Consider the following 18425-nt stretch of genomic DNA (forward strand, 5'->3'; position numbering starts at 1 on the left):
CAGACAATGACAGAAACAACCGACAGACAGGCTCGTGATGATCGCGACAATGGTCCAGGCCTGGCTTTGAGCGGACCAACTCGTACATTTCGCTGGGCAAAATGTAACCAGTATTTGCTACAAGCCAACCGCACCGGGATAATGCGCGCCACTTGGGTCGCAAGGCCATGCAGGGTTGGACGCGGGTCAAACCACTGAACCGTGACAATAAAAGCCCGCAGGGGTGGGGTGAAGTTTGTGATCAATTTCAATATCGCCCAATGGCGCGCGTGGGCCCCTGGGCTCGAAAGCGTGGACGATTGGCAGGCATGGAGCCGACAGCCGGTCGTATTGCCGGCCAGCGATGCCGCCCCTGACGTTTCGTTCCTGCCGGCCATGCAGCGCCGGCGCCTCAGCCGCCTGGCGCGGATGGCCTTCAGTGTTGGCTGGCCGCTGGCCGAAGGCCGGCCGGACCTACCGTTGGTCTTTATTTCCCGCCACGGCGAAACCCCGCGCACTTTTGAGATTCTCAAGGACCTGGCAGCCGACCAGCCTTTGTCGCCGACCCAATTCAGCCTGTCGGTGCACAACGCGGTGATTGGCCTGTGGTCGATCATGCGCGGCGAAACCAGCGAAATGACCGCCCTGGCCGCTACCGGCGACGGGTTGGAACACGGCGTGCTGGAGGCCGCCGCGCTGTTGAATGAAGGATCGCCTGCGGTGTTGCTGGTAATCACCGAAGAACAGCCTCCGCAAGTCTATGCACCGTGGGTCGATGACGTGCCGTTTCCCTATGCCATGGGCCTGCTGCTGACCCCGGGCGACGACTGGCAACTGGACCTGGGCGCACAGTCCGGCCAATCGCCGGGCAGCGACTGGCCCCATGCCCTGGATCTATTGCGTACGCTGCTGGATGACAAAACCACCTGCCAACATGCCTGGAAGAATCGTGTATGGACCTGGCAACGCAACCGGTGACCGGTAAACATCGCGACGCCTATTACTGGCGCCTGGTCGCGACCGCTGCAAGCTTCGCCCTGTTCGGGCTGGGCGGGCTGTGCCTGCGTTTGCTGGTGTTCCCGTTGCTGGCCTGGTGGCCCGGCGATGCCCAGGCCCACCGCCAAAGGGCGCGCCGCACGGTTGGGCGGTTGTTCTGGTTCTTTATCCGGTTCATGGCCCGCACCGGCGTGCTCACCTATCAGATCGATGGCGCCGAACGGCTCGGGCGCCCCGGGCAGATGATCATTGCCAACCACCCGTCGCTGATCGACGTGGTGTTCCTGATCGGGCTGGTGCGCGACGCCAACTGCGTGGTCAAGCAAAGCCTCTGGGACAACCCCTTTACCCGGGGCCCGTTGCATTCGACCCAATACATCAGCAACGACGGCAGCATGGACATGCTCGATGCCGCCAGCGATGCCCTGCAAGAGGGCCAGACGCTGATCGTCTTCCCCGAAGGGACGCGCACCCAGCCAGGCCAGGTGCCGGCCTTTCATCGGGGGGCGGCGGCCATCGCGCTGCGGGGTGCGAAAATCCTCACACCCGTCACGATCAAGGTCTGCCCCACGACCCTGACCAAGGCTGAACCCTGGTATCGCATCCCCCAGCGCCGCGTGCACTTCAGTTTTCACGTCGGGGCCGATATAGACCCACAGGCGTTCGCCGCGCTCGGCCCGCCACCCCAGGCTTCGCGCAGGCTCAACGATTTTCTGCATCACTATTACATCAAGGAGCTCGCCGAAGATGAGCGATCTGCACCGTGAAATCAAACAGCTGATCATCGACGCCCTCGGCCTGGAAGACATTGAAGTCGACGACATCGGCGACCATCAGACCCTGTTCGGCGAAGGCCTGGGCCTGGACTCTGTGGATGCCCTGGAACTAGGCCTGGCGATCCAGAAGGAGTACGGCATCAAGATAGACGCCGACGCCAAGGACACCCGTAACCATTTCAGCAATGTGGCAAGCCTTGCGGCCTTCGTCACTGCAAAAAGCGCCTGAGACCAGACCATGCAAACTCGTGACGATATTTTCCACACCCTGCGCGATGCTCTGGTCGAGCTTTTCGAGCTGGACCCTGAGCGTGTGACGCTGGAATCGAACCTGTACCAGGACCTGGAAATCGACAGCATCGATGCGGTCGACCTGATCGACCATATTAAGCGCCAGACCGGCAAGAAAATCGCCGCCGAAGAATTCAAGTCGGTGCGCACCGTCAATGACGTGGTCGAGGCGGTTTATCGACTGGTCCAACCGGCCGCATGACCCGGCTGATTGGCCTCGGCCTGTTGCTGGCGGGCCTGCTCTACCCCTTTGCGGTGTATTTCGGCATGGAGCACTTTGCCCCGTGGCAGTTCGGGCTACTGCTGGGCAGCCTGTGGCTGGCCCGGGCGTTGCTTGGCAAGGGCGAGGCCGGTAGCCGCTGGATGGCGGCCACGGCGATCGTGTTTTGCATATTGCTCGCGCTGTTCGACAGCCCGCTCCTGCTGCGCTGGTACCCGGTGCTGATCAGCGCGTTCATGCTCGGGCTGTTCGTGCTGAGCCTGAAATACGGCCCGCCGATGATCGAACGCCTGGCCCGCCTGCGCGAACCGCAGCTGCCGGCCAAGGCGGTGGTGTATACACGTCAGGTCACGGTGGCCTGGAGTGTGTTTTTCCTATGTAACGGTTTGCTCGCCGCCGCCCTGACCCTCTGGGCGCCGCTGAGCTGGTGGATGTTGTACACCGGCCTGATTTCCTACGGATTGATGGGGCTGCTGTTTGCCATTGAATGGCTCATACGACAACGGGTAAGAGGCCGCCCATGAATTGGATAACACTTGAGCAGATGCTGCTCAAGGCTCAGCCGGAACGCGCCGTTGCGGTCGATCCGGCGCTGAATCACTCGCAACTGCGGGACGCGGCATTGCGCCTGGCGGCCGGCCTGCAAGCTCGGGGTGTGCGGCATGTGGCGGTGCACCTGGAAGATGCCGCCGACCTCGCCGTCGCCCTGCTCGGTGCCTGGCGCGCCGGGGTCCGGGTCCTGCTTCCCGCCGACCTGCAAGCGCAGACACGCCAGCGCTGGGCGGCGGACGTGGACCTGTGGCTGACCGACCAGCCGGGCGATACACATCCCGGCGACCTGCAACAAGCGCCGATGGACGCCGCCGAACTGGACCTCGATCACTGCTGGCTGAGCCTGTGCACCTCCGGCTCCAGCGGCGAGCCCAAGCGCATCGAGAAAACCCTGCGCCAGTTAAGCAACGAGGTCCAGGCCCTGGAACACCTGTGGGGCGCCGACCTGGGCCCGGCCTGCATGATCGGCAGCGTTGCTACCCAGCACATCTACGGGCTGCTGTTCCGGGTGCTGTGGCCCCTGTGCGCCGGGCGTGCGTTCGTGCGGCGGCAATTGGCCTTCCCGGAAGACCTGCAACGCGCCAGCCGCGAACAACCGGTGTTCGCCTGGGTCGCCAGCCCGGCGCTGCTCAAGCGCATGGGCGATAACCTCGATTGGCCGGCCTTGAGCTGCGTGCGCCGGGTGTTCTCCTCTGGCGGCGCCTTGCCCGCCGAGGCAGCGCAAAGCTTGCAGCAACGCCTGGGGCAATGGCCGACGGAAATTTTCGGCAGCTCGGAAACCGGCGGCATCGCCTGGCGCCAGGGTAGCGGATTGTGGCAACCCTTTGCCGACGTCGAACTGAGCCAGGACAGCGACGGCGCCTTGCTGATCGCCTCGCCCTATCTGCCGACCGGGCATGTGGAACACACCGCCGACGCGGCACGAATCGCCGAAGATGGGCGCTTCGAGTTGCTCGGGCGACTGGACCGTATCGTCAAGCTCGAGGAAAAACGCATCTCCCTGCCGATGCTCGAACAAGCGCTGGTGGCCCACGACTGGGTCAGCGAAGCGCGGCTGGGGGTGGTGCAGGAGAACCGCGCCTCCCTCGGCGCGCTGCTGGTGCTGAGCGACGCCGGCCTGCTTGCCTTGCGCAACCAGGGCCGACGCGCCGTTACCGAAGGCCTGCGCCGGCACCTGAGCGAACATTGTGAAACCCTCGCCCTGCCACGCCGCTGGCGCTGGTTGCGGCAGTTGCCGCTCAACGCCCAGGGCAAGCTGCCCCAGGCCGAGGTCGAGGCGCTGCTGACGGCGCCACGTCCCAAGGCTCCCGAAGTGTTGGAATACGTCGAAACCGACGGTGAGTGGAGCCTGCAACTGGTCGTACCGCCAGACCTGGCGTACTTCAGCGGCCACTTCCCCACCGCGCCGGTACTGCCGGGCGTGGTGCAGGTCGATTGGGCCTTGAACCTGGGCCGCCAATTGCTGGACCTGCCGCCCCGGTTCGTCGGCATGGAAGTGCTGAAATTCCAGCAACTGGTGCGCCCCGGCGATGAAATCCAACTGCACCTGCGCTTCGACCGCGAGCGCGGCAAGCTGTACTTCGCCTACCGCAATGACACGGCGGCCTGCTCCAGCGGGCGGATTGTGCTGGGGGAAAACAATGCCTAGGCATCTGCACAGATCACTGTGGCGAGGGAGCTTGCTCCCGCCGGGCGACGTAGGAGCTGTCGAGTGCAACGAGGCTGCGATCTTGTTCCTATCAATTGAGTCCAAAGCGAAAGATCAAAAGATCGCAGCCTTCGGCAGCTCCTACAGTGGGATGCTCCTTGGCCACCGAGACATGCCGCATGCATAACCCCTGCGCCGTCATTCCGGTCTACAACCATGAAACCGCCATCTCGGCCGTGGTCCAGGCGCTGCTCGCCAACGGCCTGCCCTGCGTGCTGGTGGATGACGCCAGCAGCCCGGCGTGTGCCGCCGTGCTCGACCGGCTGGCCGAGGGCGAACGGGTTCATCTGGTCAGGCTGGCGGTCAACCAGGGCAAGGGCGGCGCGGTAATGACCGGCCTGCGCGAGGCTTCGCGCCTGGGTTTCAGCCACGCCTTGCAGGTGGACGCCGACGGGCAGCACGATCTGGGCGACGTGAAAGCCTTCATCGAACAATCCCGTGCCCACCCGGACGCGGTGATCTGTGGTTATCCGCGCTACGACGCCAGCGTGCCGAAAGGTCGCCTGTACGCGCGCTATCTGACCCACGTGATGGTCTGGATCAACAGCCTCTCCTTGCAAATCCGCGACTCCATGTGCGGCTTTCGGGTCTATCCCCTGGCACCGATCCTGGCGCTGATCGACTCGGCCAATATCGGCAAGCGCATGGATTTCGACTCGGACATCCTCGTGCGCCTGGCCTGGCGCAATCAGCCGATGCACTGGCTGCACACCCGGGTCCATTACCCCCAGGACGGGGTCTCGCACTTTCGCCTGTTCCACGACAACGTGCTGATTTCCAGCATGCACACCCGGTTGTTCTTCGGCATGCTCGTGCGCTTTCCCCTGATTCTCTGGCGACGGTGGCGGGCATGAGCCTTCAGCAAGACAAGCAACATTGGGCCGACCGCCAGGAGCGCGGCAGTTTCTGGCTGATGAAACTCACCGCGGTCGCCGCCAAGGTGCTCGGCCGACGCTTGCTGACCCCGGTGCTGTACGGCATCGTCCTGTACTTCTTCATTTTCGGCCGCAGCGCGCGCCAGGCGGCCTGGCAATATCAGCAGCGCCTGGCCGACTGGAGCGCACGTCCCGAGCTGCGCCCGACCCGCTGGCGGGTGTTCGGGCAGTTCATGGCCTTTGCCGACTCCCTGCTGGACAAGCTCGACGTCTGGAACGGCAAGCTGAGCATCGACCAGATCGAAATCGTCGACACGGCACTGCTGCGCAATCATCTGCGCGATGCCCGCGGACAAATGCTGGTGGGCGCGCATCTGGGCAACCTGGAAATGTGCCGGGCCTTGGCCGAACTGGGCGAGAAAGTCACCATGAACGTGCTGGTGCACACCAAGCACGCCGAGCAGTTCAATCGTCTGCTGGGCGAAGCCGGTGCCACGCACTTGCGGCTGATCCAGGTCAGCGAGCTGGACCCGGTGATCATGTTGCAGTTGAGCGAACGCCTGGAGCGCGGCGAGTGGCTGGCAATTGCCGGCGACCGCGTACCGCTGCATGGCGGGCGCAGCGTGACCGTGGATTTCATGGGTCAGCCGGCCGCCTTTCCCCAGGGCCCCTGGCTACTGGCCGGCCTGCTCAAATGCCCGGTCAACCTGCTGATGTGCCTCAAGCACGAGGGGCGCTATCGCGTCACCCTCGAACCCTTCGCCGATGCCGTGGTGTGGAAACGCAACGAGCGCGAGCAAGTGATCGCCCACTGGGCTGGCCGCTACGCCGAGCGCCTGGCGCAATACTGCCTCCAGGCCCCTCAACAGTGGTTCAACTTTTATCCTTTCTGGAAGACCGATGACGATGCCCACTCCTGAACCGGTAACCTTCGGCGAACGCCCTTTGCGCATTGAAGATGTGCTGGCCCTGGCCAACCGTCAGACACCGACGCAGTTGCAGGATGACCCGGCGTTCCGCCAGCGCATCGCCAAGGGTGCGCAATTCCTCGATTCCCTGCTGGACAAGGAAGGCGTTATCTACGGCGTGACCACCGGTTACGGCGACTCCTGCGTGGTGGCCGTGCCGTTGCACCACGTCGAGGCCCTGCCGCGTCACCTGTACACGTTCCACGGCTGCGGCCTGGGCAAACTGCTCGACGCCCAGGCCACCCGTGCGGTGCTGGCGGCGCGTCTGCAGTCGCTGTGCCACGGCGTGTCCGGGGTGCGGGTGGAGCTGCTGGAACGCCTGCAGGCCTTTCTCGAACACGACATCCTGCCGCTGATTCCGGAAGAAGGCTCGGTGGGCGCCAGCGGCGACCTGACGCCGCTGTCCTACGTCGCCGCCACGCTGTCGGGCGAACGAGAAGTGATGTTCCGTGGCGAACGGCGCCTGGCCGCTGATGTGCACCGCGAACTGGGCTGGACCCCATTGGTGCTGCGGCCCAAGGAGGCCCTGGCGCTGATGAACGGCACCGCCGTGATGACCGGCCTGGCCTGCCTGGCCTTCGCCCGCGCCGACTACCTGCTGCAACTGGCGACGCGCATCACCGCGCTGAACGTCGTCGCCCTGCAAGGCAACCCGGAACACTTCGACGAACGCCTGTTCGCCGCCAAGCCACACCCGGGGCAGATGCAAGTCGCCGCGTGGCTGCGCAAGGACCTGGCGATCGACGCCCCCACCGCGCCGCTGCATCGCCTGCAGGACCGCTATTCCCTGCGCTGCGCGCCCCATGTGCTTGGGGTATTGGCCGACAGCCTGGGCTGGCTGCGCGCGTTCATCGAAACCGAACTCAACAGTGCCAACGACAACCCGATCATCGACGCCGAAGCCGAGCGCGTGCTGCACGGCGGGCATTTCTACGGCGGGCATATCGCCTTCGCCATGGACAGCCTGAAGAACCTGGTAGCCAACGTCGCCGACCTGCTGGATCGCCAGCTCGCGCTGCTGGTGGACGAGCGCTACAACCATGGCCTGCCAAGCAACCTGTCCGGCGCCAGCGCCGAGCGGGCGATGCTCAACCATGGCTTCAAGGCCGTGCAGATCGGCACCAGTGCCTGGACCGCCGAAGCCCTGAAAAACACCATGCCGGCCAGCGTGTTCTCGCGTTCCACCGAGTGCCACAACCAGGACAAGGTGAGCATGGGCACCATCGCCGCCCGGGACGCGATCCGCGTGCTGGAGCTGACCGAACAAGTCGCCGCCGCCACCTTGCTGGCCGCCAACCAGGGCGTGTGGCTGCGCAGCCGTGCCGAAGACGCCCGCCCACTGCCGCCGGCCCTGGCCGCCATGCACGAGCAACTGGCCGAGGATTTCCCGCCAGTGATCGAGGACCGCGCCCTGGAAGGCGAACTGCGCCTGTGCCTGCAACGCATCGCCGACCAACACTGGAGGCTGCATGCGTAACCAAGGTGTCTTGCACGTCGACACGCAGATCGTGGTGCCATTTTTCGATGTCGATTCGATGAACGTGGTCTGGCACGGCCACTACGTCAAATACCTGGAAGTGGCCCGCTGCGCCTTGCTCGACCTGATCGGCCACAACTACAACGACATGCTCGAATCCGGCCACGCATGGCCGATCATCGACCTGCAACTGCGCTACGTGCGCAGCGCCGTGTTCGGCCAGGCCCTGACCGTGCGTGCCAGCCTGGTGGAGTGGGAAAACCGGCTGAAGATCAATTACCTGATCAGCGACGCAACCACGGGCGAGCGCTTGACCCGTGCCAGTTCGGTGCAAGTGGCCGTGGACCTCGCCAGTCGCGAAATGCTGCTGGCCTCGCCGCGGGTGTTTGTCGAAGCCGTGGAAAGGAAACTGCCATGAAGCGCCTGTCAGTCTGGCTGTTGCTGTTCTGCCTGGCGCCCGTGGCCCAGGCGTTCGACTTGCAACAGTTGAGCGACCAACTGGCCCGCCCGGAGGTGATCCACGGGCAGTTCATCCAGGAAAAACACCTGCGCGCCCTGCCCCAGCCCCTCACCAGCAAGGGACGCTTCGTGCTGGCGAAAAACCACGGGCTGCTGTGGCTGCTGCAAACCCCGCTGCAACAGGACTACCGCATCACCCCCCAAGGCATCGCCCGACGGGATGGCAACACCTGGCAGATGCTGCCGAACAAGAGCGCCGGCGCCGAGCAGAACCGCTTGTTCCTGGCGGTATTGCAGGGAGACAGCACAGGCCTGCAACGGGATTTCGAACTGAGCCTGTCGGGCGAGCCGCAACAATGGAAGCTCACCCTGACCCCACGCTCGGTGCTGCTCAAACAGGTTTTCAACCAGATCAACATCGACGGCGGCGAACTGGTGCAGCGCATCGAACTGCTGGAAACCCAAGGCGACAGTACCGTGCTGCGCATGCAGGACAGCAACAGCGCACAACCCTTGAGCGAAGCGGAGCAACATGATTTTGCCGAGTGAACGAATGCTGCCCCGGCTGTTCCTGATCCTGCTGCTGGCAGTGCTCGCGCTCGCCGGTTGGCAATGGCGCAACGGCGCGCCGCTGTCGGCCAATCTCATGGAGCTGGTGCCGGGCACGTCCCCCGATGCCCTGGAACTCATCGCCGAACAACGCATGCAGGAGCCGCTCAACCGCGAAGTGCTGGTGCTGGTCGGTCACACCGATCGCCAGCAAGCCATCGCCCTGGCGCAAACCCTCGGCGAGCAATGGCAGGCCAGCGGTCTGTTCGACAAGGTACAGTGGACGTTGCAGGCCGACTTGCCGGCGCTACGCACGCAGTTGCTCAACGGGCGGCTGGCGATGCTCTCGGCGACCGACCGGCAGCAATTGATCGAGCAGCCCCAGGCGTTCATCCAACAACGGGTGCAGGCCCTGTTCGACCCGTTCAGCGGCTTCAGCCTGGTGCCGAACCAGGACGACTGGCTGGGCCTGACCGGGCGCATCCAGGACAGCCAGCCACAACGCGGCGCGATAAAGTTCGACATCGGCAGCGGTGCGTTGGTCGCCGATGCCGACGGTAAAAGCTGGGTGATGCTGCGGGCCCGCGCCCAGGGCAATGCCTTTGACATGAACCTGCCGTTGCAAGTGGCCGAACTGCTGCAACGCAGCCGCGACCAGGCGAGCCAGGCCCAAGGGCAACTGCTGGCGGCCAGTGGCTTGCTGTATGCCGCCAGCGGCCAGCAACAGGCGTCGCGGGAAATCACCTGGGTCGGCGGTGGCGCGACCGTCGGCATCTTGCTGCTGCTGTTGCTGGCCTTCCGGCGCCTGCGCGTGTGGCTGGCGTTCGTGCCGGTGCTGGTGGGCGTGCTGTTCGGCGCGGTGGCCTGCGTGGCCTTGTTTGGCCGCATGCATGTCATGACCCTGGTCCTGGGTTCCAGCCTGATCGGCGTCGCGGTGGACTATCCATTGCACTATCTGTCCAAGAGCTGGAGCCTGAAGCCATGGCGCAGCTGGCCGGCCTTGCGCCTGACCCTGCCGGGGCTGAGCCTGAGCCTTGTAACCACCTGCATCGGCTACCTGGCCCTGGCCTGGACGCCCTTCCCGGCCCTAACCCAGATCGCGATATTTTCCGCCGCCGGGCTGGTGGGCGCCTACCTGAGCGCCGTCTGCCTGCTGCCGGCACTGCTCAAGGGTGCCGACTTGCGTCCGGCCCAGTGGCCGCTGCGGCTGTGCGAGTGCCTGCTCCAGACCCGCCAAGCGCTGTTGGCGCGGGTGCCCACGCCAGTGCTGCTGGTGTTGCTGCTGAGCTTTTGCGCAGGCGGCCTCTGGCACCTGACCACGAAAAACGACATTCGCCAGTGGATCGGCACGCCACAGCACCTCACCGACGAAGCCCGCGACATCGCGCGCATCACCGGTTTCCAGCCCACCAGCCAGTTTTTCCTGATCCGCGCCGACGATCAGTCCCAACTGCTGGAACGCCAGACCGCCCTCAACGAGCGGCTGGATCAGTTGATCGGCCTGGAAAAACTCCAGGGCTACCTGTCGCTCAATCAACTGGTCAGCCCCCCCGCCGAACAGCAGAACGTGCGTGAGGCCCTGGCCCGCTTGCCAGCCTTCTGGCAACCGCTGCTGGACCTGGGAGTGCCGGTCGCCGCGCTGCAAGCGGAACTGGCGCAATTAAAGGCCCTGCCGGTGACCGACATTGACGCCGCGCTGACCGGCCCATTGGCCGAGCCGTATCGCACACTCTGGCTCGGACCAACAGCGCAAGGCGTCGCGGCGGTGGTCAGCTTGCAAGGTTTGAACGATGCGACGCTGCTGCGGGTACAGGCGGTGGACCTGCCAGGCGTACAACTGGTGGATCGCCTGGGCGACCTGAACCGAGTCTTTGCCGCCACGCAGGTCAGCGCCGCCGAGTTGAAACTGGCCTCCTGCGTGCTGATTGTGCTGGTGCTGATCTGGCCGTTTGGCGTCGGCGGCGCCTTGCGCATCGTGGCATTGCCGTTGCTGGCCGCACTGTGCAGCCTGGCGAGCCTCGGCTGGCTGGGGCAGCCACTGACCTTGTTCAGCCTGTTCGGCCTGTTGCTGGTGACGGCCATCGGCGTCGACTACGCGATCCTGATGCGCGAGCAGATCGGCGGTGCCGCCGTGAGCCTGCTGGGCACATTCCTGGCGGCGGTCACCACCTGGCTGTCGTTCGGCCTGCTGGCGCTGTCCAGCACACCGGCGGTGAGCAACTTCGGCCTGGCGGTTAGCCTGGGGCTGGCCTTCAGCTTCATGTTGGCGCCGTGGGCCGGACATCAAGCCCACGCGGCGACGGTCGCGGAGCCCGCTCAATGATGAGCCTGCTGTTCTGGCTTATGGCCCTGGGGCTGTTCGCAGTCGCCACACGCCTGGGCGCTCGCTTCGGGTTGATCCCGATTGTCAGCCAGTTGTTGCTGGCGACCTTCGGCCTGCCGCTGCTGATGTATTTCTGGATCGAGCCGGGCTGGCAGCTCAGCGGCGCGCAACTGGTGTCCCCGGTGTGGCTGAAGAACCTCTACAGCCTCGCGTTCGCGCTGTTGCTGGGGCACATCCTCAGCGACGTGATCGAGCTGCGTCTGGACCGCCAGAGCGTGAAAATCGCCCTGCCAAGCTTCGTCGTTCCGTTCGCCTGCGGTCTGGCGACAGCGTTCTGGCTGCTGCCGCCCCAGCCCTGGATCAGCTCCCTGGCGGTGGGACTGCTGTTTGCGATCACAGCGATCCCGGTGTTGTACCTGTACCTGCGTCACATCGACTACCCACCCGCCGCCACTCGGCGACTGGTGCAAACGGCGATCCTGATCGACCTGGCCTGCTGGAGCCTGTTCGGCCTGGCCCAGGGCAGCCTCCACCTGGGCAGCCTGCTGTTGCCGTTGGCCGGCGCCTGCGTGCCGCTGCTGTTGCGCCTGGCTGGCCTGCGCCAGCCATTGTTGTACAGCGGTGTGTTCTTTGCCCTGCTGGTGGTGGCCGAGCACTACCGGCTCAATGCACTGATCGTCGGCATTGGTTATCTGCTGTGCATGGCGGCGCTCAAAGTGCCCTTGAGGCTGCCGCTCAATATCGCCTGGATGCAGGGTTTGCAGACGTACCTGGCGATCCCGCTGATCCTCACGTTTGGCATTGTGCAGATCGACGTCCACAGCGCCATGAGCAGCCTCGACTGGGTGCAATTGACGGCGTTGCTGCTGTTGCCCATTGCCAGCAAACTGCTGGGCAACTGGCTGGGCCTGGGTTGGGCCGCCGCGTCATTCGCCGGCGCCAGTCGCTGGCGTGAAAGTGTCCTGCTGAACATTCGTGGTTTGAGTGAAATCGTCTTCCTCAATCTGCTCTTGCAACAACAGCTCATCAGCCCCGCGTTGTACTTCACGCTGATGCTGATGGGGCTGATCGCCACATTGCTGCCGGCCGTGACCGGCTTCCACCGTATTCCCTCGCTTGCCGTCCCGGCCAGGAGCTCCAGTGCCAACAGTTGAAACGGAACGTCGACAGGTCGTCATCATCGGCGCAGGCCCTTCCGGCGCCATTGCCGCCGCGCTGCTCAAGCGCAAGGGCCACGATGTGCTGGTCATCGAGCGCCAGCATTTCCCCCGGTTCTCCATCGGTGAGAGCCTGTTGTCCCATTGCCTGGACTTCGTCGAAGAAGCCGGCATGCTCGACGCGGTGAATGCCGCCGGGTTCCAGCGCAAGAACGGCGCCGCGTTTGCCTGGGGCGAGCGCTACAGCGCCTTCGATTTCGGCGATACCTTCAGCAACGGCAAGCCCACGACCTTCCAGGTACAACGCGCCGACTTCGACAAGTTGCTGGCCGACCAGGCCGCCCTGCAAGGCGTGGAGATCCGCTACGGCCAAGCGATCACCAGCGCCGATTTCAGCCTCGCCAAGCCACAACTGGGTGTGCAGCGCGAAGATGGCAGCGAGTACTGCGTCGAGGCCGACTTCGTGCTCGATGCCAGCGGCTATGGCCGAGTCCTGCCGCGCCTGCTGGACCTTGAGGCACCGTCGAATTTCCCGGTGCGCCAGGCCGTGTTCACGCACATCGAGGATCGCATCGACACCCCGGCGTTCGATCGAGAAAAAATCCTGATCACCACCCACCCGAGCAAACGCGACGTGTGGTTCTGGACCATTCCGTTCAGCGGCGGGCGCTGCTCGGTGGGCGTGGTCGCGGCGGCGGAACATTTCGCTGGCCGCACCGACGACCTCGATGCCTGCCTGCGCGGTTTCATCGATGAAACCCCAAGCCTGGGCGGCGTGCTGCAGAACGCCGTGTGGGACACCCCGGCGCGGACCATCGGCGGCTACTCGGCCAACGTCAAGACCCTGCACGGCCAAGGCTTCGCCCTGCTGGGCAACGCTGCGGAATTCCTCGACCCGGTGTTTTCCTCCGGTGTGACCATTGCCATGCGTTCGGCGAGCATGGCCGCCGACGTGCTCCACCGTCAGTTGCAAGGTGAAAGCGTGGATTGGCAAAGCGAGTTTGCCGAGCCGCTCAAGCGCGGCGTCGACACCTTCCGCTGCTATGTCGAGGGCTGGTACGCCGGCACCTTCCAGGACGTGATTTTCTACACCGAAGGCTCGGACGACATCCGCCGCATGATCAGCTCGATCCTGGCCGGCTACGCCTGGGATCAGCGCAATCCGTTTGTCAGCGAACCCAAGCGGCGCCTGCGCATGCTCTCGGAAATCTGCGCGAGCCCGGCGCCGAGCCCGCAACCATGAGCTATCTGAGCGACAACTACGTCGAAGAAACCCGCTTCGGTTTCTGGTTCCTGCGCAGCCACACCTGGCAGCACCATGTGTTGCGCGTGGCGATCAACGATCTGCGCAGCCTGTTCAGCACCCCGCTGCCGAGCAACCCGGTGCTGCTCGACGCCGGCTGCGGCCAGGGCAAGTCGTTCCAATACCTGCGCCAGGTGTTCGCGCCACAACGCCTGATCGGGGTGGATGCCGACCCCCATAGCCTGGACCTGAGCCGGGAGGAAGCCACGCGCCAGGACATGGCCGTGGAACTGATCGGCAGCGACTGCGCAACGTTGGCGGTGCCGGATGCCAGCGTCGACCTGCTGTTCTGCCACCAGACCTTCCATCACCTGGTGGAGCAGGAGAAAGCCCTCGCTGAGTTCTATCGCGTACTCAAGCCCGGTGGTTACCTGATGTTCGCCGAATCCACCGAGGCCTACATCGACACCTGGGTGATCCGCTGGCTGTTCCGCCATCCCATGCACGTGCAGAAAAGTGCCGCGCAGTACCTGGAGATGATCCGTGGGCAGGGTTTCCAGTTCGAAGCCCGCAACGTCTCCTATCCGTATCTGTGGTGGAGCCGCGCCAAGGACTTCGGCTTGCTGGAGCGTTTTGGCCTGCGCCGGGCCAAACCGTTCGGCGAGCGCGAGGAAACCCTGGTCAATGTGGTGGCGCGCAAGCCCGTCGAAGGGGTCATCGAATGATTCGTGCCCTGCTTATCGGCTGCCTGTTGCTGCTCAGTGCCTGCGCCAGCCATGCGCCGCTGCCCGAGCGCACGCCAACCCTGGCCTTGCCGATGCAACTGCATATCGAGAGGACAATGGCCGGCCAACGCCAGGACTGGCTGCTGGTAATCCAGCGCGAAGACGCCGGCATCCGTTGGTCGATGATGGACCCGCTGGGCATTCCCGTGGCCCGCCAGCGCCTGGTCGCTGGCCAGTGGCAGGCCGACGGTCTGCTGCCGCCCAATGCCGAGGCCCGGGAGTTGTTCGCCGCGCTGTTGTTCGCCCTGACCCCCGAAGCCGAACTGCCCGGCAACTACCCGGCCGCCCGGCAACAGGCGTCGCAACGGACCCTCGATTCCCGCTGGCAGGTGCGCTACACGCAGCCGCTGGATTTTGAAATGAGCCTGCCCCAAGGCCCCCGCTACCGCATCACGCCGTTGACCGAGAACGCCCCATGACCGCCTATTTGAATGCCCTCGGGGTGATCTGTGCCCTGGGCCGCGACAAGCACACCGTCGCGCGCAACCTGTTTGCCGGCGACTGCTCGGGCGTGCGCATCAAGGACGGCTGGGTCGCCGAACGCGCGTTGCCGGTTGCCGCGGTGCCGGGTGAACTCGCCCCCATTCCCCCAACCCTGTTGGCGCACCGCAGCCGCAACAATCAACTGCTGCTGGAAGCCGGGCTGCAGATTCGCGCCGAGATCGACCAGGCCATCCAGGCCTACGGTCGCGCCCGCATCGGCATCGTGTTGGGCACCAGCACTTCGGGGATCGATGAGGCCAGCCAGGGCATTGCCCATTACCTGCGCGAGCAACACTTCCCCGACGGCTACGACTACCAGCAACAGGAACTCAGCGCGCCGGCCAACTTTCTTTCCGACTGGCTCGGCCTGAGCGGCCCCTCCTACGTGATTTCCACGGCCTGCACCTCCAGCGCCCGCGCCTTGATGAGCGCCCGGCGCCTGCTCGACCTGGGCCTGTGCGACGCCGTGCTGTGCGGTGGCGTGGACAGCCTGTGCAAACTGACCCTCAACGGTTTTTCCGCACTGGAAGCGGTGTCGAACGAACGCTGCAATCCGTTTTCGGTGAACCGCAGCGGCATCAACATTGGCGAAGCCGCCGTGCTGTTCCTCATGAGCAAGACGCCAGGCGAAGGAACACCGATTGCCTTGCTCGGCGACGGCGCCAGTTCCGATGCCCACCATATTTCCGCACCTGAACCCAGCGGTCGCGGCGCCCGCCAGGCCATGGAAAAAGCCCTGCGTTGCGCCGGCCTCGAGGCCAGCCAGATCGACTACCTGAACCTGCACGGTACCGCTACGCAGCACAATGACGCCATGGAAAGCCAGGCGGTGGCCGGGCTGTTTCCGGCGGGCGTGCCCTGCTCGTCCACCAAGCCGATGACCGGCCATACTCTCGGCGCGGCCGGGGCACTGGAAGCGGCATTCTGCTGGCTGGCCCTGAGCGCAGAAAACACCGCCCTGGCCCTGCCGCCGCATGTCTGGGACGGCCAGGCCGATCCGGCCCTGCCAGCGCTGGACTGGGTCACCGCCGGCACCCACCTGAACCCGGCCACCCCGCGCCGCCTGATGAGCAATTCATTTGCATTCGGCGGCAACAACGTCAGCCTGATTATCGGAGACGCCCCATGATTGACTGGCCGCTCGCCGAACTGCTGCCCCATGCCGGCGACATGATCCTCATCGACCGGATCCTGTCGTTCGATGACGAACAGATCCATACCCACGCCACCGTCAAGCCCGGCGGTTTGTTCAGCCGCGACGACGGCGCGCTGCCGGCCTGGGTCGGCATCGAGCTGATGGCCCAAAGTGTCGCGGCGTTTGCCGGTTGCCATGCGCGCCAACGGGGTGATGCCGTGGCGCTGGGCTTTTTGCTCGGCACCCGCAAGTTCGAATGCAACGTCGAGTGTTTTCCCGCCGGCGTCGAGCTGACCATCCACGGCGTGCGCTCCCTGGAAGACGACAACGGCATGGGCGTGTTCGAATGCCACATCCACGCCCCCGGCATCCATGCCACGGCCCGGCTCAACGTATTCCGTCCGCCCCAGGCCGCCCATTACCTTCATGAACCGTCCGCAACAGGAAACCCGTCATGACTGAATCCGTACTGGTCACCGGCTCCAGCCGTGGCATCGGCCGCGCCATCGCCCTGCGCCTGGCCCAGGCCGGGCACGACATCGTGCTGCACTGCCGCAGCGGCCGCGCCGAGGCCGAAACGGTCCAGGCGCAAATCCAGGCCCTGGGCCGCAACGCCCGGGTGCTGCAATTCGACGTGGCCGACCGGGCCGCGTGCAAGACCATTCTCGAAGCCGATGTCGAAACCCACGGCGCCTATTACGGCGTGGTGCTCAATGCCGGCCTGACCCGCGATGGTGCCTTCCCGGCCCTGAGCGAAGACGACTGGGATGTGGTGATGCGCACCAACCTCGACGGTTTCTATAACGTGCTGCATCCGGTGATGATGCCGATGATCCGTCGTCGCGCCGCCGGGCGGATCGTCTGCATCACCTCGGTTTCCGGGCTGATCGGCAATCGCGGCCAGGTCAACTACAGCGCCTCGAAGGCCGGGTTGATCGGCGCGGCCAAGGCGTTGGCAATCGAGCTGGGCAAGCGCAAGATCACCGTCAATTGCGTCGCGCCAGGCCTGATCGACACCGCCATGCTCGATGAAAACGTACCCGTGGAAGAACTGATGAAAATGATCCCCGCCCAGCGCATGGGCACCCCGGAAGAAGTGGCGGGTGCGGTGAATTTCCTGATGTCCGCCGAAGCCGGCTACATCACCCGGCAGGTCCTGGCCGTCAACGGAGGCTTGTGCTGATGAAGCGCGTCGTCGTCACCGGCATGGCCGGTATCACCTCCATAGGCAGCGACTGGGAAACCATCGCCGCCAACTTCGCCGCCAACCGCAGCGGCATCCGGCGCATGGATGAGTGGGACCGTTTCACCGAACTGAACACCCGCTTGGCCGGCCCCATCGACGACTTCCAGGTCCCGGCCCACTGGACCCGCAAGCAACTGCGCAGCATGGGCCGGGTTTCGCGCCTGGCGGTCGCATCGGCGGAACAGGCCCTGGCCGACGCCGGCCTGCTGGGCGACGAGTCGATCAAGGACGGGCGCATGGGCGTGTCCTGCGGTTCGTCCACCGGCAGCACCGACGAGATCAAGGCCTTTGGCAACATGCTGCTCAACAGCGTGGCCGAAGGGCTGAACGCCAACTCCTACGTGCGGATGATGCCCCACACCACGGCGGCCAACATCAGCATCTTCTTCGGCCTGACCGGGCGCCTGATTCCCACCTCCAGTGCCTGCACCAGCGGCAGCCATGGCATCGGCTATGCCTACGAGGCCATCAAGTTCGGGCGCCTGCCGTTGATGCTGGCCGGTGGCGCGGAAGAGCTGTGCCCGACCGAAGCGATGGTGTTCGATGCGCTCTACGCCACCAGCCTGAAAAACGAAGCGCCGCAAACCAGCCCGCGCCCCTATGACAAGGACCGTGACGGCCTGGTGATCGGTGAAGGCGCCGGCATGCTCGTGCTTGAAGAGCTGGAACACGCCCTGGCCCGCGGCGCACGGATCCATGCCGAGATCGTCGGCTTTGGCAGCAACGCCGACGGCCAGCACGCCACCCGCCCCGAACTGCTCACCATGCGCCGGGCCATGGAACTGGCCCTGGAAGATGCCGGCCTTGAACCTTCGGCCATCGGCTACGTCAACGGCCACGGCACCGCCACCGAACAGGGCGACATTGCCGAAACCCTGGCCACCAGCAGCCTGTTCGGCGAACACATGCCCATCAGCTCACAGAAGAGTTTCCTCGGTCACACCCTGGGTGCCTGCGGCGCGCTGGAGTCCTGGTTCAGCATCGAAATGATGAACCGTGACCTCTACGTGCACACCTTCAACCTTGATGAGGTTGATCCCCAATGCGGCAAGCTCGATTACCTGCGTAACGAGTTCAGGTCGATGAGCAACGAATACGTGATGAACAACAACTTCGCCTTTGGTGGGGTCAACACCTCGCTGATTTTCCGCCGCTGGCACTGAATCGGATTCAAAACCCGTTACCCCTCGTCAAGGAGACCAT

20 protein-coding genes are annotated in these 18425 nt (G+C 64.7%); all 20 read left to right on the plus strand.

What is annotated here, in order from left to right; translation table 11 throughout:
* The first annotated feature begins 237 nt into the window (after positions 1–237).
* The 20 genes from ASC85_RS06655 (at position 238) to ASC85_RS06750 (ending at position 18385) form a co-directional block, all read left to right on the plus strand.
* A complete protein-coding gene (locus tag ASC85_RS06655) occupies positions 238–957 on the plus strand; it encodes a beta-ketoacyl synthase chain length factor (protein ID WP_057448766.1) in 720 nt (239 codons plus the stop codon).
* Positions 933–1742, plus strand: coding sequence for a lysophospholipid acyltransferase family protein (locus ASC85_RS06660; RefSeq protein WP_057448723.1), 810 nt, complete (start codon positions 933–935; stop codon positions 1740–1742). The genes ASC85_RS06655 and ASC85_RS06660 overlap by 25 nt, the downstream gene beginning before the upstream one ends.
* Positions 1723–1980 carry a phosphopantetheine-binding protein gene (locus tag ASC85_RS06665; protein WP_057448724.1) on the plus strand — a complete coding sequence of 86 codons (258 nt, stop codon included), beginning with the start codon at positions 1723–1725 and terminating at the stop codon, positions 1978–1980. Before ASC85_RS06660 ends, ASC85_RS06665 begins: the two co-directional genes overlap by 20 nt.
* Before the next feature lie 9 nt (positions 1981–1989).
* Positions 1990–2244 carry an acyl carrier protein gene (locus ASC85_RS06670; protein ID WP_003197040.1) on the plus strand — a complete coding sequence of 85 codons (255 nt, stop codon included), beginning with the start codon at positions 1990–1992 and terminating at the stop codon, positions 2242–2244.
* Complete coding sequence (locus ASC85_RS06675; RefSeq protein WP_057448725.1) at positions 2241–2786, plus strand: hypothetical protein; 546 nt, start codon at positions 2241–2243, stop codon at positions 2784–2786. The genes ASC85_RS06670 and ASC85_RS06675 overlap by 4 nt, the downstream gene beginning before the upstream one ends.
* Entirely contained in the window at positions 2783–4462 is a 1680-nt protein-coding gene (locus tag ASC85_RS06680; RefSeq protein ID WP_057448726.1) for an AMP-binding protein, read from the plus strand. The genes ASC85_RS06675 and ASC85_RS06680 overlap by 4 nt, the downstream gene beginning before the upstream one ends.
* Before the next feature lie 179 nt (positions 4463–4641).
* The gene (locus ASC85_RS06685) at positions 4642–5376 is read left to right on the plus strand and encodes a glycosyltransferase family 2 protein (RefSeq protein WP_057448727.1); all 735 of its coding nucleotides are present in this window, start codon (positions 4642–4644) and stop codon (positions 5374–5376) included.
* Complete coding sequence (locus tag ASC85_RS06690; RefSeq protein WP_057448728.1) at positions 5373–6317, plus strand: LpxL/LpxP family acyltransferase; 945 nt, start codon at positions 5373–5375, stop codon at positions 6315–6317. Before ASC85_RS06685 ends, ASC85_RS06690 begins: the two co-directional genes overlap by 4 nt.
* Complete coding sequence (locus tag ASC85_RS06695; RefSeq protein ID WP_057448729.1) at positions 6298–7842, plus strand: HAL/PAL/TAL family ammonia-lyase; 1545 nt, start codon at positions 6298–6300, stop codon at positions 7840–7842. Before ASC85_RS06690 ends, ASC85_RS06695 begins: the two co-directional genes overlap by 20 nt.
* On the plus strand, positions 7835–8260 hold the full coding sequence (locus ASC85_RS06700; RefSeq protein ID WP_057448730.1) for an acyl-CoA thioesterase: 426 nt from the start codon (positions 7835–7837) through the stop codon (positions 8258–8260). Before ASC85_RS06695 ends, ASC85_RS06700 begins: the two co-directional genes overlap by 8 nt.
* A complete protein-coding gene (locus ASC85_RS06705; RefSeq protein WP_057448731.1) occupies positions 8257–8850 on the plus strand; it encodes a LolA family protein in 594 nt (197 codons plus the stop codon). Before ASC85_RS06700 ends, ASC85_RS06705 begins: the two co-directional genes overlap by 4 nt.
* Positions 8834–11173, plus strand: a complete 2340-nt coding sequence (locus ASC85_RS06710; RefSeq protein ID WP_057448732.1) for an MMPL family transporter — start codon at positions 8834–8836, stop codon at positions 11171–11173. Before ASC85_RS06705 ends, ASC85_RS06710 begins: the two co-directional genes overlap by 17 nt.
* Positions 11170–12327 carry a hypothetical protein gene (locus ASC85_RS06715; protein ID WP_057448733.1) on the plus strand — a complete coding sequence of 386 codons (1158 nt, stop codon included), beginning with the start codon at positions 11170–11172 and terminating at the stop codon, positions 12325–12327. The genes ASC85_RS06710 and ASC85_RS06715 overlap by 4 nt, the downstream gene beginning before the upstream one ends.
* Positions 12314–13573, plus strand: coding sequence for an NAD(P)/FAD-dependent oxidoreductase (locus ASC85_RS06720; protein ID WP_057448734.1), 1260 nt, complete (start codon positions 12314–12316; stop codon positions 13571–13573). The genes ASC85_RS06715 and ASC85_RS06720 overlap by 14 nt, the downstream gene beginning before the upstream one ends.
* Positions 13570–14298 carry a class I SAM-dependent methyltransferase gene (locus tag ASC85_RS06725; RefSeq protein WP_057448735.1) on the plus strand — a complete coding sequence of 243 codons (729 nt, stop codon included), beginning with the start codon at positions 13570–13572 and terminating at the stop codon, positions 14296–14298. The genes ASC85_RS06720 and ASC85_RS06725 overlap by 4 nt, the downstream gene beginning before the upstream one ends.
* On the plus strand, positions 14295–14777 hold the full coding sequence (locus ASC85_RS06730) for a DUF3261 domain-containing protein (RefSeq protein ID WP_024616263.1): 483 nt from the start codon (positions 14295–14297) through the stop codon (positions 14775–14777). Before ASC85_RS06725 ends, ASC85_RS06730 begins: the two co-directional genes overlap by 4 nt.
* The gene (locus ASC85_RS06735; protein ID WP_057448736.1) at positions 14774–15970 is read left to right on the plus strand and encodes a beta-ketoacyl-[acyl-carrier-protein] synthase family protein; all 1197 of its coding nucleotides are present in this window, start codon (positions 14774–14776) and stop codon (positions 15968–15970) included. The genes ASC85_RS06730 and ASC85_RS06735 overlap by 4 nt, the downstream gene beginning before the upstream one ends.
* Positions 15967–16434 (plus strand): ApeP family dehydratase, encoded by a 468-nt coding sequence (locus ASC85_RS06740; protein ID WP_014336202.1) that lies wholly within the window; start codon positions 15967–15969, stop codon positions 16432–16434. Before ASC85_RS06735 ends, ASC85_RS06740 begins: the two co-directional genes overlap by 4 nt.
* Positions 16431–17159, plus strand: a complete 729-nt coding sequence (gene fabG, locus ASC85_RS06745) for a 3-oxoacyl-ACP reductase FabG (protein WP_057448737.1) — start codon at positions 16431–16433, stop codon at positions 17157–17159. Before ASC85_RS06740 ends, fabG begins: the two co-directional genes overlap by 4 nt.
* Positions 17159–18385, plus strand: a complete 1227-nt coding sequence (locus tag ASC85_RS06750; RefSeq protein WP_003197009.1) for a beta-ketoacyl-ACP synthase — start codon at positions 17159–17161, stop codon at positions 18383–18385. Before fabG ends, ASC85_RS06750 begins: the two co-directional genes overlap by 1 nt.
* Positions 18386–18425: the final 40 nt, after the last annotated feature.

This window comes from Pseudomonas sp. Root401 (assembly GCF_001425105.1).
In the GTDB taxonomy this organism is placed as follows: Bacteria; Pseudomonadota; Gammaproteobacteria; order Pseudomonadales; family Pseudomonadaceae; genus Aquipseudomonas; species Aquipseudomonas brassicacearum.

What these genes read in the sequence shown, in the direction of transcription:
- ASC85_RS06685 (WP_057448727.1), top strand. Translation starts at nt 4,642, where the DNA reads ATGCATAACCCCTGCGCCGTCATTCCGGTCTACAACCATGAAACCGCC.
- ASC85_RS06670 (WP_003197040.1), top strand. Translation starts at nt 1,990, where the DNA reads ATGCAAACTCGTGACGATATTTTCCACACCCTGCGCGATGCTCTGGTC.
- ASC85_RS06725 (WP_057448735.1), top strand. Translation starts at nt 13,570, where the DNA reads ATGAGCTATCTGAGCGACAACTACGTCGAAGAAACCCGCTTCGGTTTC.
- ASC85_RS06690 (WP_057448728.1), top strand. Translation starts at nt 5,373, where the DNA reads ATGAGCCTTCAGCAAGACAAGCAACATTGGGCCGACCGCCAGGAGCGC.
- ASC85_RS06695 (WP_057448729.1), top strand. Translation starts at nt 6,298, where the DNA reads ATGACGATGCCCACTCCTGAACCGGTAACCTTCGGCGAACGCCCTTTG.
- ASC85_RS06700 (WP_057448730.1), top strand. Translation starts at nt 7,835, where the DNA reads ATGCGTAACCAAGGTGTCTTGCACGTCGACACGCAGATCGTGGTGCCA.
- ASC85_RS06705 (WP_057448731.1), top strand. Translation starts at nt 8,257, where the DNA reads ATGAAGCGCCTGTCAGTCTGGCTGTTGCTGTTCTGCCTGGCGCCCGTG.
- ASC85_RS06675 (WP_057448725.1), top strand. Translation starts at nt 2,241, where the DNA reads ATGACCCGGCTGATTGGCCTCGGCCTGTTGCTGGCGGGCCTGCTCTAC.
- ASC85_RS06740 (WP_014336202.1), top strand. Translation starts at nt 15,967, where the DNA reads ATGATTGACTGGCCGCTCGCCGAACTGCTGCCCCATGCCGGCGACATG.
- ASC85_RS06665 (WP_057448724.1), top strand. Translation starts at nt 1,723, where the DNA reads ATGAGCGATCTGCACCGTGAAATCAAACAGCTGATCATCGACGCCCTC.
- ASC85_RS06730 (WP_024616263.1), top strand. Translation starts at nt 14,295, where the DNA reads ATGATTCGTGCCCTGCTTATCGGCTGCCTGTTGCTGCTCAGTGCCTGC.
- ASC85_RS06750 (WP_003197009.1), top strand. Translation starts at nt 17,159, where the DNA reads ATGAAGCGCGTCGTCGTCACCGGCATGGCCGGTATCACCTCCATAGGC.
- ASC85_RS06715 (WP_057448733.1), top strand. Translation starts at nt 11,170, where the DNA reads ATGATGAGCCTGCTGTTCTGGCTTATGGCCCTGGGGCTGTTCGCAGTC.
- ASC85_RS06735 (WP_057448736.1), top strand. Translation starts at nt 14,774, where the DNA reads ATGACCGCCTATTTGAATGCCCTCGGGGTGATCTGTGCCCTGGGCCGC.
- ASC85_RS06710 (WP_057448732.1), top strand. Translation starts at nt 8,834, where the DNA reads ATGATTTTGCCGAGTGAACGAATGCTGCCCCGGCTGTTCCTGATCCTG.
- ASC85_RS06660 (WP_057448723.1), top strand. Translation starts at nt 933, where the DNA reads ATGGACCTGGCAACGCAACCGGTGACCGGTAAACATCGCGACGCCTAT.
- ASC85_RS06680 (WP_057448726.1), top strand. Translation starts at nt 2,783, where the DNA reads ATGAATTGGATAACACTTGAGCAGATGCTGCTCAAGGCTCAGCCGGAA.
- fabG (WP_057448737.1), top strand. Translation starts at nt 16,431, where the DNA reads ATGACTGAATCCGTACTGGTCACCGGCTCCAGCCGTGGCATCGGCCGC.